This window comes from Mogibacterium pumilum, assembly GCF_002243385.1.
Lineage (GTDB): Bacteria > Bacillota > Clostridia > Peptostreptococcales > Anaerovoracaceae > Mogibacterium > Mogibacterium pumilum.
The window spans coordinates 753,545-765,579 of record NZ_CP016199.1 but is presented as its reverse complement, the minus strand read 5'-3'; the positions used below and the strand labels follow the sequence as shown (position 1 = coordinate 765,579).

Annotated in this window: 11 protein-coding genes; all 11 read right to left on the bottom strand. The window is 43.4% G+C overall.

Going from position 1 to position 12,035, the window contains the following annotated elements; genetic code table 11:
- Positions 1-323: 323 nt before the first annotated feature.
- Positions 324-887, bottom strand: coding sequence for an alkyl hydroperoxide reductase subunit C (gene ahpC, locus AXF17_RS03695; RefSeq protein ID WP_094233858.1), 564 nt, complete (start codon positions 885-887; stop codon positions 324-326).
- A 614-nt stretch (positions 888-1,501) separates the two neighbouring features.
- Entirely contained in the window at positions 1,502-2,815 is a 1,314-nt protein-coding gene (gene thiC, locus AXF17_RS03685; protein WP_094233856.1) for a phosphomethylpyrimidine synthase ThiC, read from the bottom strand.
- Between the two features lie 78 nt (positions 2,816-2,893).
- Positions 2,894-3,805, bottom strand: coding sequence for a bifunctional hydroxymethylpyrimidine kinase/phosphomethylpyrimidine kinase (gene thiD / locus AXF17_RS03680; protein ID WP_207651581.1), 912 nt, complete (start codon positions 3,803-3,805; stop codon positions 2,894-2,896).
- Entirely contained in the window at positions 3,802-4,494 is a 693-nt protein-coding gene (gene thiE, locus AXF17_RS03675; protein ID WP_094233855.1) for a thiamine phosphate synthase, read from the bottom strand. Before thiE ends, thiD begins: the two co-directional genes overlap by 4 nt.
- Positions 4,495-4,771: 277 nt before the next feature.
- Entirely contained in the window at positions 4,772-6,658 is a 1,887-nt protein-coding gene (gene trmB / locus AXF17_RS03670) for a tRNA (guanosine(46)-N7)-methyltransferase TrmB (RefSeq protein WP_094233854.1), read from the bottom strand.
- A 13-nt stretch (positions 6,659-6,671) separates the two neighbouring features.
- Positions 6,672-7,484, bottom strand: coding sequence for an energy-coupling factor transporter transmembrane component T family protein (locus tag AXF17_RS03665; RefSeq protein ID WP_094233853.1), 813 nt, complete (start codon positions 7,482-7,484; stop codon positions 6,672-6,674).
- Between the two features lies 1 nt (position 7,485).
- On the bottom strand, positions 7,486-8,346 hold the full coding sequence (locus AXF17_RS03660) for an energy-coupling factor transporter ATPase (RefSeq protein ID WP_094233852.1): 861 nt from the start codon (positions 8,344-8,346) through the stop codon (positions 7,486-7,488).
- Positions 8,337-9,173: an energy-coupling factor transporter ATPase gene (locus AXF17_RS03655; RefSeq protein ID WP_094233851.1), complete on the bottom strand. Its 837-nt coding sequence runs from the start codon at positions 9,171-9,173 to the stop codon at positions 8,337-8,339. Before AXF17_RS03655 ends, AXF17_RS03660 begins: the two co-directional genes overlap by 10 nt.
- Before the next feature lie 313 nt (positions 9,174-9,486).
- The gene (locus AXF17_RS03650) at positions 9,487-10,473 is read right to left on the bottom strand and encodes an ornithine cyclodeaminase family protein (RefSeq protein ID WP_094233850.1); all 987 of its coding nucleotides are present in this window, start codon (positions 10,471-10,473) and stop codon (positions 9,487-9,489) included.
- A gap of 11 nt (positions 10,474-10,484) precedes the next feature.
- Positions 10,485-11,576, bottom strand: coding sequence for an endonuclease/exonuclease/phosphatase family protein (locus AXF17_RS03645; protein ID WP_094233849.1), 1,092 nt, complete (start codon positions 11,574-11,576; stop codon positions 10,485-10,487).
- Positions 11,577-11,719: 143 nt separating this feature from the next.
- Positions 11,720-12,035, bottom strand: a 316-nt coding sequence (locus tag AXF17_RS03640) for an EF-Tu C-terminal domain-related protein (RefSeq protein WP_456299088.1), incomplete at its 5' end; no start/stop codon positions are given.

The window sequence follows — 12,035 nt, the reverse complement described above, 5'->3', positions numbered from 1 at the left end:
TACATCTCCAGCTTGTGTGTGCTAGAGTATTTTTGTCATCCACGATGGCAACCTCCTTTGTTATTTGATGTGGTTGGCGAACCAACACCATGATAACACTGGAGGTTTTTTTTCTTGAAGCTAAAGCTATCCTAATCACACCGGCATAGCCGGTGGTTTATTGATTCACTTCGCTATCGCTCGGCGAATCCACTGCTAAAGCAGAACCAACTAAAGACGGGGGGCGAATCGCACCCCGTCTTTTTAATGATTAATATTTATTGATATAGACTCATGCCCATATGACAAGTATGCATCTATAAAGCCTATCTAATTCTAGATGTCTATATCGCCCCTACCAGGTCAATTCCTGGCTTTAATGTTACTGCGCCCGGAGCCCATCTTGCCGGGCAAACCTGATCACCATGTTCAGCTACGAACTGACTAGCCTGAAGTCTCCTGAACAGTTCTTCAGCATTTCTGCCAACATTTCCTGCATTGACTTCGTATACTACAATCTTACCTTCAGGACTTACGATGAAGCTTCCTCTCTCTGCGACACCCTGATCTTCGATAAGAACTTCAAAGTCCTTTGCCAGTGCCTGTGTAGGGTCGGCTAGCATCGGATATGTAATCTTACCAATGCTCTCTGAACTATCGTGCCAAGCCTTGTGTACAAAATGTGTATCGCAAGATACCGAGTATACTTCACAGCCAGCCTTCTGAAAATCTGAATACTTAAGCTGCAAGTCCTCGAGCTCAGTAGGGCACACGAAAGTAAAGTCTGCTGGGTAGAAAAAGAATACGCTCCACTTACCTAAAATATCTGCTTTTGTAACAGTCTTAAACTCATCATTTACATAAGCTTGTGCAGAAAAATCTGCTACTTCTTTATTAATTAATGACATACCGATATCCTCCTTGACGTTAATTTCATCTAACCTCCGCATTTATCAATAGGCAGGCTTCCGATAGTACCATCTGCCCTGCAAATGCAGAAAATATTTTTACGAGAGTTAGTCCTCTCTTACCAGTAAGATAAACTCAGCAACTACGAATGTCAACCCCTTTTTTCGATCATGCAATTATATATCACGCTACCGATACGCATAGTTCATTTTACATCACTTATACATATGAGCATTCAATCATTAATAACAATATCAATGCCCCCTATTGATTGCTGATTATTGAATTTAATGATAGAACTTACATATGATACGGAAATATCATACGTGTCAAAGGCACCATGGGAATTTCTGATACCTTGGTTAGGCTCGATATCTCCGATGGTAACTATGCTATTTCTCAGGCGGACCCGAACGCAAAGCAAGGATGCGTGTTTATCGGTGACGATATTAAGTCGGGTGATTTAAGAATTAAGTTACTGCCTATTAGCTTAGAACGCCCTGACTTTGGAAGACTGAGAAAAGTAGCCACCAGATAAAAGAAGTGAGCAAAGAGCTCACTTCTTTTAATATTTATGACATTTTAAGATGCAAGTATAGTCGTATCTGCTAACCTACAGGATATCTATAACTTCTCCCGAAAGCGCTTTATTCATGCTTCTAACTGCACAGAACTTACCACACATGCTGCATGTATCGGAGTGGTCCTCCTCTGGCATTCTCGATTCTCTAATCACTTTTGCAGTTTCAGGATCTAGTGCCTCTAGCCACTGAGCATCCCAATCAAGAGCTCTTCTAGCCTTAGCCATTCTATCATCTTGGTCACGAGCTCCCGGAATACCCTTGGCAATATCCGCGGCATGAGCAGCTATTTTACTAGCGATAATACCGTCATGAACGTCATCTACATTTGGCAGTGCAAGGTGTTCTGCCGGTGTAACGTAGCATAGGAATGCAGCGCCCGACCAGGCTGCAATAGCACCACCTATAGCAGCTGTGATGTGGTCATATCCTGGTGCAATATCTGTAACGAGAGGTCCGAGCACATAAAATGGTGCGCCTTTACACAAGGTTTCCTGAATCTTCATGTTCGCCTCAATCTGATCCATTGGCACGTGTCCTGGCCCCTCAATCATAATCTGTACGTCCCTAGCCCACGCTCTATCTGTCAGTTCACCAAGTCTAATCAATTCCTCAATCTGACAGTTATCCGTTGCATCCGCTAGGCATCCCGGTCTACATGCATCACCAAGGCTTATCGTTACATCGTGTTCACGGCAGATTTCTACGATTTCATCGAAATACTCATAGAATGGATTTTCTTCACCCGTCATTGTCATCCATGCAAACACAAGACTTCCGCCTCTGCTGACGATATTCATCTCGCGAGTACCGTTCTTAATCTGCTCAATCGTCTTGCGTGTTATTCCGCAATGCAGCGTTACGAAATCCACTCCGTCTTCAGCATGCATCCTAATGACATTCAGGAAATCCTGTGCAGTGAGGGTATTTAAATCTCTCTGATAGTGGATTACTGAATCGTATACCGGAACTGTTCCGATCATCGCAGGGCACTCGGTACAGAGCTTTCTTCTAAACGGCTGCGTGTCACCATGACTAGATAGGTCCATGATGGATTCCGCACCCAGCTCAACTGCGCTCATAACCTTCTTCATCTCGATATCGTAGTCCTTGCAGTCCCTGCTTACACCGAGGTTTACGTTCACCTTTGTCTTGAGCATTCCTCCAACACCGTTTGGATCGATTGATGTGTGATGGATATTTGCCGGTATAACCATCCTGCCCTCTGCAAGCAGTGGTAGCAGCTCATCTACCGAGCGATTTTCTTTTGCCGCAACAATTTCGAGCTCCGGTGTAACTATTTCCATTCTTGCTGCTTCTATTTGTGTCGAATAAGTTCTTGCCATTTCTTCCTCTTTTCCGCCTTTTTTAGGCCATTAATAACAATTGTAAATTGCTCTTTCCCATTTCCCTTTAAATTTCTTTCATTGTCTCGCTAGTGCTCCGTGATTTACTGAGCCATTACCCGTTCCTATGCGCATATCGCTCTTAAGAGCTGTTGTCACGTATTCCTTGCCTCTATATATAGCAGCTTCGAGCATGTGCCCTTTCGCCATATTAGCTGCTATTGAGCTGGATAGAGCACATCCCGTCCCATGTGAACTTGTAGTCTCTACCCTCTCATCTTTAAATTCAGTAATGCAGCCTATTCTATCATCATCACTAGCAGTCCAAAGATAATCCGTAGCATCGTCTCCTTCAGCGTGACCACCTTTGATGAGCACACTACAGCCACAATTCTGACCAATGAAGCATGCTAGCTCAGGCATTGATAGATTTGCTGCTTTTCTCTTAATCTGTGTTTGAGATTGAGATTGAGTTTGAACTTGAGATTGAGTTTGAGATTGCATCTGCCACTTTCCTTCCACCTGCAAGTTAAAATTTTCTATGATCTCGCATATTCTCTTAGCTTCTGGCAGATTAGGTGTCACTAGTGTCGATAGAGGAAAGAGCTTCTCTATCATACATTTCATCACTTCATCATTCGCAAATTCTACTCCGCTTGTCGGAGCGATTACGGGATCAACTATTACATTTTCAAGGCCGTACCGCTTAATTAGCCCCACTATTACGTCAATCTGTTCAGTCGAAACAATCATGCCAATCTTTATAGCATCTGGTCTTATGTCGCTTAGAGTCTCATCAATCTGTCTATATAAGAAATCAGTCGGAACTGGCATAACATCATATACACCCAAAGTGTTCTGTACCGTAAGTCCTGTGACTGCCCCCATCCCGTAGCATCCCTCTGCAAATATAGTCTTGATATCTCCCTGAATTCCAGCTCCGCCGCTTGGATCGCTACCTGCAATTGATAGAACGGTCGGAATTTTCATATCTCTGTCCTCGTCTCTTCATGCTGTAACTTATTTACCATGTTTCTTAATACCTCGGCACTTTTCTTGATATCTTGTGCCCCGAATAGTGCCGAGATAACCGCCACTCCTGCAAGATGACGACCTGCTAGTGCACCAATATTATCGGTATTGATGCCGCCGATTGCGATGGTAGGGATTTTTACAGAATCAGTTATCTGATTATATACTTCAAGACTTGGTAGTTTTACGGCATTACCCTTTGAATTAGAACCAAAAGCAGCTCCTACACCTACGTAATCAGCACCTTCGGCTTCTGCAGCGATGGCTTCCTCGAGATTGTGTGCAGTTGCACCGATAATCTTATCATCACCAAGAAGTTTCCTTGCCTCAACTATTGATCCGTCGCTTAGTCCTAGATGAACACCATTTGCATCCGACACTTTACAGATTTCTACATCATCGTTGATTATCAGTGGAACTGCTGCCTCATCACAGATAGGCTTAATCTCCGAAATAACACCAAGTAGCTGCTGCTTGCTTAAATGCTTTTCTCTAATTTGAACACAAGTTATACCGCCCTTAATTGCCTCTGTAACTGCTTCAGCATGGCTATTTCCCCGCAGGCTTTCACTACCAAGTATGCCGTATAGCTTCAGAGATTCGGACAAATGCATATGAATGATAGATTTTGCCTTTCTTTCTTCCATAATTCTTAGCTCCTCATGCAGCGCGAGATTCCTCTGCGCAATAAAAAATGTGTAACACCCGAGCTTGGGTATTACACATGTAAATCAGCACTCTCCCTCCGTTGGCATTATCCAAATCAGGTTCAGAGTCGTAATGTATTTCAACACTACCTCTCAGCGATACCGCTCCCCTTGCTCGTTATATTCATTTGTTTCGCCAGATAATTATATATCAGCCTTGTATGCGTTTCAATACAAATTTTGCCGATATCTGTATTTTACCTCGTGACAATATATCCTATAGACTCTCCAAAGCCTTCTTGATAATCGCTGGCAGCTTCCTGCACTTAGCTTCAGAAATCGAAGCAATTGATACTCTCACGCCCTTATCCATCGGTACGCAGTACACATCACTCTCTTCGAGCTTAGCGCTAACAGCATCTGGATTTTCGCATGGAATAGATACAAAGAATCCCGCTCTAAATGGTACGATTTTGAGTCCAACCTCTTTAGCTTCCTCTTCAAAAGCTCTTCCGCGCGCCAGCAGCATATCACGGAACTCCTTACGCTCTTCATCTACCTTTGTCAGAAGTTCTTTATCACTGTAAATCTTTGCGATTACTTCCTGTGGTCCACGAGGCGAGTTAGACCAGCTAGATCTGCTGGAGTACGAGCATACCTTTACGAACTCTTCTGCAACCTCTTCACTATCTGCTAGGCAGAGTAAAGCCGCACATCTGAATCCGTAAAATGTAAATGTCTTCGACGCACTGTAAGCTAGCAGCGGCAGCACATTGCTCCTTAGCTTCTCGAGTTCTGGAAGGAATTCTCTTACCTGCTTCTCATCACCAGCAAAATCGATATATGCAATATCCACTAGTAGCGCAACGACCTTATCATCGGGTACTCTGTTGAGGATATCAACCACCTTTTTCCACTCATCAAGGGAGAGAGAATATCCCGTAGGGTTATTTGCAGGAGTGTTGAGAATCAGCACGAGTCTATCTTGGATGCGAAGTAGTTTGCTTACCTTGTACTCAAGATCGGCAAGATTGAAGTTGCCATCCTCATCGAACATCTCAAAAGTCTCGAAGCCGCGGCCCTGTTCAGCTGCGATGTGTTTGTAATTAGGCCAGCACCAGTCGTGAGTCAGGATCTTATCTCCCGGACACGAGTAATTTGCAATGGTATTTCTAAGTGAACCTGTGCCACCGGGAGTAGCAACCATCCCGATGTGTCTAGAGGTCTCGAAATCTCCAAGCGCTGCCCTTGTAACCGCTTCCTTAAACCCTGGAATACCCGCAATCGGAGCGTACTCCGCATACTGAACAGGCTCAAGGCTCTTCACAGCCTTATCTACAGAAGATAGAACAATCAAATTGCCATCGTCATCGAGGAGCGCACCGATAGTCGCATTTGCAACATTATCATGACCCTTCGCCTTAGTCGCTGCCTTGGCTCTACCGCTAATTCCAAATACCTTGTCTTGTGCAGGAATTTCTCTGCTGTTAAGTGCTGCTAAACCCATCTTCTCACCTTTCTTTCGTATACGGCCAATCTCCATCATCTTGATATTGAATCCCTTATCGCTAAACTTCTCCTCGTACTCAGTCCTAATATTATTTTCATTGTACGGAGAAGCGTGTAAATCCCTGGTAAACTCGCGAATTTTAAGATCCGACGCAATGACTTCATTGACAGAGTAGTTGAACAGATCTGTGTTGTCGGTCTTAAACCTTACAACTCCGTCTTCCTTGAGCACGTCGAAATACTGCTTGAGCTTGCCACGGTAAGTGAGCCTCTTCTTGGCAGAGTAGTTCTTTGGTAGCGGATCACTGAAATTAAGATATATTCCGTCTAGTTCACTATCGATAAACCACTCGTGAAGATTCTCAATAAACTCTGGAATGAACACGACGTTAGTCAGTCCTAGCTCATGCACTTTTTCCATAGCGCGGAGTAGCACGCTCTTATGGCCTTCAACAGCGATGAAGAAATTATCTGGTTCACAGGAAGCTAGCTGGGAGATAAATCTGCCTTTGCCACAGCCCACTTCCATGTAAATTCCTTTACTATAGCCTGCACGCTCTGCCCATTTCCCGCGTATATCCTCTGGGTTGTACACCAATATATCTTCAAATCTGGCGTACTTTTCTTCCAGATTTTTTACTTTTCTCTGTCTCATACAATCTCCTATTTTATATAGATTGGAATATTATAAATCTGCTCGCAACAAGCGTTCCGAGGAATATTATTAGTAGCAATGCTGCCACTACGTCGCGCTTCTCGAATCTAGTTTCGTTCAGCTTCGTTCTGCCTTCTCCACCGCGATAGCAACGCGCCTCCATAGCAAGAGCAAGGTCTCCAGCAATTCTAAATGAACTAACGAATAGCGGAACGATTATCGGAATCAGGCTCTTTGCCCTATGAAATATATTTCCCGATTCGAAATCAGCACCTCGCGACTGTTGTGCTTTCATTATTTTATCCGCTTCATCCATCAGCACAGGTATAAATCTGAGCGCAATGGTCATCATCAGCGCGATCTCGTGTGAAGGCAGACCAAGTCTAGAAAAAGGACTGAACAGCTTCTCGAGCCCATCGGTAAGTTCAGTCGGCTTCGTGCAGAATGTAAGCAGCGAAGTGCCTATAATCAACAGCACTAGCCTTATGCCCATGAATGCAGCTCGATATAGACCTTCATACGTAACCTTGAGAAATTTCCACTGCCACAGAATAGTTCCATCCATCATAAATATGTTGAGCACCATCGTAAACGCAATAATCAGCACTATCGCCTTAAGCCCTCGTACCATGTACGAGAACGGAACTCGCGACAGTTTAATTACTATTCCAACGGCAACCGCCGCAATTGCAAATCCCCAAAGCTTATTTACCAGAAAAAGCCCAACGAGATACGCAAACACCCCGAGCACCTTAGTGCGCGCCTCCAGCCTATGAATCGGAGATTCCACCGGATAATACTGACCAAGTGTTATGTCTTTAATCATACTATCTTTGCCTCTCCTTTAACTGCTCCGAGATGTACTTCGCAGCTTCTCTCTCTTCAAAAATAGGCTCGAACTCAAGCCCCAGTTTCTCCGACACTTCGTAGAGAATCTCTGTTACAGGCGGTACGCTAAGCCCCATAGTCTTAAGCTCTCCAGCCCTTGCAAATACCTCCTTCGGAGTTCCACTTATCACCAGTTTCCCGCCGTTCATGACAATGATACGGTCAGAAAGTTCAGCTATATCCTTCATGTTGTGAGATACAAATACAACTATTAGATTCCTATCCTGTCTCAATTTCTTAATCACTTCCAGCATATCCCGCTTAGATGCCGGATCAAGTCCTGCAGTCGGCTCATCGAGTATGAGCACCTTTGGCTTCATAGCGAGTACACCAGCGATGGCAACTCTTCGCTTCTGCCCACCAGATAGCTCAAATGGTGATTTCTCAGCCACAGCATTGTAGTCGAGTCCAAGCAGCTCGATAGACTCCCTGACAATGTCAGGAATCTCATCTTCAGGCACGCCAAGGTTTCGCGGACCAAAAGCCACGTCCTTTGCCACAGTCTCTTCGAAGAGCTGGTACTCAGGGTACTGGAACACAAGCCCTACACTTTTACTTATATCAACCTTCTTGACTGAACCGTCGCCGATATTCATATCAGAGACAATTATTTCACCAGAATGAGGCTTCAGCAGCCCGTTCATATGCTGAAGCAACGTAGACTTTCCAGAGCCAGTGTGTCCTATAACACCAACGCATTCGCCATCCTCAATCTCGAACGAAACATCGTCAAGCGCAACAGTCTCCCCCGGTAGTCCCTTTGAATATATATGTGTTAGATGTCTTGCAGTTATCGACATAATGCGTCCACCAAATCATCCTTATTAATAATCTCTCGAGATACATCTATTCCGTTCTCGATGAGTTCATTTCTCAGTAAAACTGCAGATGGAATCTCAAGTCCTGCGGACTTGATCAGTGAAGTATCTGCAAATAGCGCCTCCGGAGTTCTATCCGCAAGTAACTTTCCCGACTTCATGACTAGCACTCGGTCCGCTTCTGCTACCTCTTCCATAAAGTGCGTTATCAGTACAATGGTGATGCCTTGACTATTAAGGTCTCTAATCACCTTCATAACTTGACTGCGCCCCTTGGGATCAAGCATTGCAGTCGGTTCATCGAAAACAATGCAATCAGGTCTCATAGCAACAGCACCCGCGATTGCAATTCTCTGCTTCTGGCCACCCGATAGTTTGTGCGCTTCACGATGGCGATTTTCATACATCCCAACTGATTTAAGCGCATTGTCCACTCTACTCCTAAGTTCAGGATTCTCTATCCCGAGGTTTTCAGGCCCAAAGGCAACTTCGTCCTCGACCATCGATGATACAATCTGATTATCAGGATTCTGAAATACCATGCCGATTTTCTTCCTAATATCCCAAATTAAATCATCGTCCTCTGTATCCATTCCATCGACTAGTATCTCGCCTTCAGTCGGTAATAGAAGTCCGTTGAGACATCTTGCAAATGTTGATTTACCAGAGCCATTGGCACCGGCAATCGCAATATACTCACCACGCGTGACCTCAATCGAAACATGGTCAATAGCAAGGCTATGGTTATCTGTGCCCTGCTCTCTAGCATATTCATAAACTAAGTCTTTTACTGTAATAAAATTTGCCATAATGCCTCCGACATTTAATTATATATTAGCTCCAAAAGTAAGGCAACGAAATGAAGGAAATGTAAACAAATAAATAAGCCGAAGGCTATGCCTTCGGCTCTTGTTCGCAATGGCTACAACGAACGTTTTCAGATGTATCAGAAATTCCCCTATTTCCGGTACTATAAAAATCTGTATTTCAACCCTTTTCACTTGTTGACAACAAAATTATAGTTGACCGGATTTCAATTGTCAACAACTTATTTGTACGTTTTCACAAACTTTTTGTGTACCACCATCTAGTTATTGTAATATTATCTATTTTACTTATAATCTAGTTCCAATGCACGCCAACTTTACTATCTTTTGCCTTATCATAGATCAACTTCGCAATTACGAGGTCAAGGATTCCAAGACCCACATTCTTGAAGATGATAATCTCATCGTCTGACTCTCTGCCAGCGATCTCTCCAAGAGCAAATTCTCCAATATCTCCAGTAAGATCTGCTTCTGTTACGATTCCTTCTCTAAGTGGAATCTGGATATCAGCTGACTCAGCTATACAAGCATCCTTGGAGTCAAAGTAAATCCTGTCAGCCATCTTGAATAGCTCTGGATCTATCTCGTTCATCTCGGCTGTATATGAACCAACGCCACTTACAACCGCACCCTTCTTTACTCTCTTGGCATCAAATACAGGCTTAGTAGCAACAGTTACAACTACAATTACATCTGCACCATCTACAGCTTCATTTGCATCGTTGTATGCAACTAGCTTAGCTCCGTTATCCTTGAATCTCTCTGACATCTCTGCCACGAACTTCTCAGTCTTGTCAAAGTCTCTGGCTACAATTCTAACCTCATCTAGATCACAAGCTGCAAGCATAGCCTCAAGTTGACAGTCAGCCTGTCCACCGGTTCCTATAAGGCAGCCGACCTTTGCATCCTTCCTCGCAAATAATCTAAATGCCGCGCCAGATGCCGCCCCTGTACGAAATTTAGTTATGAAGCTTCCATCCATCAGTGCTATTATTTCACCGTTCTTATCATCCATGAGAAGAACCTGACCGATAGTCGTAGCCTCACCACGTTCTCTATTTCCTGGAAAAATATTTACTATTTTAATACCCGCTGCTCCGAGTTTTGAGCTGTATGCAGGCATAAATGCAAAGTTACCCCTACCTTCATCGGCAGCGAGCACTTGCCTTAGAGGAACTACCGCATTTCCGCTCGAGAAAATCTTATACGCATAGATATTAGAATCTATCGCATCATTCATATCGAATACAGTTCTGATGTCTTTTTCATTAAGTAGTAACATTAAAGCCTCCTTTATTTTAACTTTATCTCGGCAACTACCGGATTATGATCACTATTTTTGAAGCCAAGCTCCACCGTCTTGCAATAACTCATCTCTATATTAGAAGAATAAATAATTCCATCAATCACATAGTACTGGAACTTTGACTTATCCGCACCTTTGAATGGTTTATCGAGAGACCTGCACGTAGGATTCGTGCTGTCCATGACAAAATTCAGAGATGAATCATACTCGCTTATATCGATAACCCCCGGTTTCCAAAGCCCTTTATACACAGGATAATCATCTGTTCCAACATTATTGAAAACTTGGTTGAAGTCACCACCAGCTATTACATAATTCCCTTTCGCCGCCTCTTGCGTCAGAATTTTATTTAGAGCTTTGGTCTGCGCCTTCTTGCCCTCACCTTTATCGTACGCTTCAAGATGCAGATTGATGTACACGAGCTCCTTATCAGTGCCCCTGACTTTAGTTCGTGTCACGAGCAAGCATCGCTTAAGATTAATAGTTCGAACCGGCCATTTAAACGAAACTGGCAGACTCACCCTCTTTGATGAATTAGCCTTTATAGTTGATAAAGTCATGAGACCACTATCCATCTTGCCTAATGGAGGCATCGGATATGGTACAAATGCAGCCTTATAGTTTCTCGCATAAGAATATTCCCTACTATCTGTCGCTTTACCGAGCTGCGCAACTTGATCAATATGATATGAACGCCTTGAATCTTTGTCTACTTCCTGAATCATTGTTATATCAGGTGCTTCTTTATTAATCTCATCAGAAATAGCTCCAATGTTCTTATTTACACGCTTTTCACTCGATGTTAAAACATGACTTCCACCGTCCATGAAGAAATCCGCATTATCACCAAGAGCACCGAATCCGATGTTCCACGTCATAACCTTGACGGTATCGCCCTTCTTTACTTCTTTAAAGGCTTTTCCGTTAATACTTAATTTCTCAACTGAAGCAGGCTTATACTCATTCACAGATATAAATGCTATAAGTCCCGCAAATGATAACATTAAAATCATCACGATTGCTACGAACACCTTTAGTATTCGCTTAATTGTTGATTTTGTCTCTGGTTTACTGCGCATATTCAAACTCTCCTATACATGTTTGATTACTATTAATGATTCCTATAATAGAATACCACATATCGTGTATATTTGAACATAAAAACAGGGGCGCATGCGCCCCTGTCAGTAGTTGTCTGGTGGTATTATCTCGTAATCTATGATTACTCAATAATCTCTGTAACTACTCCGGATCCTACTGTTCTTCCACCTTCTCTGATAGCAAAACGTAGTCCCTCTTCGATAGCTACTGGTGTAATCAGCTCGATCTCCATTACTACGTTATCTCCAGGCATGCACATCTCTGTACCTTCTGGTAGCTGTAGATCTCCTGTTACGTCTGTTGTTCTTAGGTAGAACTGTGGTCTGTATCCATTGAAGAATGGTGTGTGTCTTCCACCCTCTTCCTTCTTTAGTACGTATACCTGTCCCTTGAACTTTGTGTGTGGGTGAATTGAGCCTGGCTTCGAGAGTACCTGT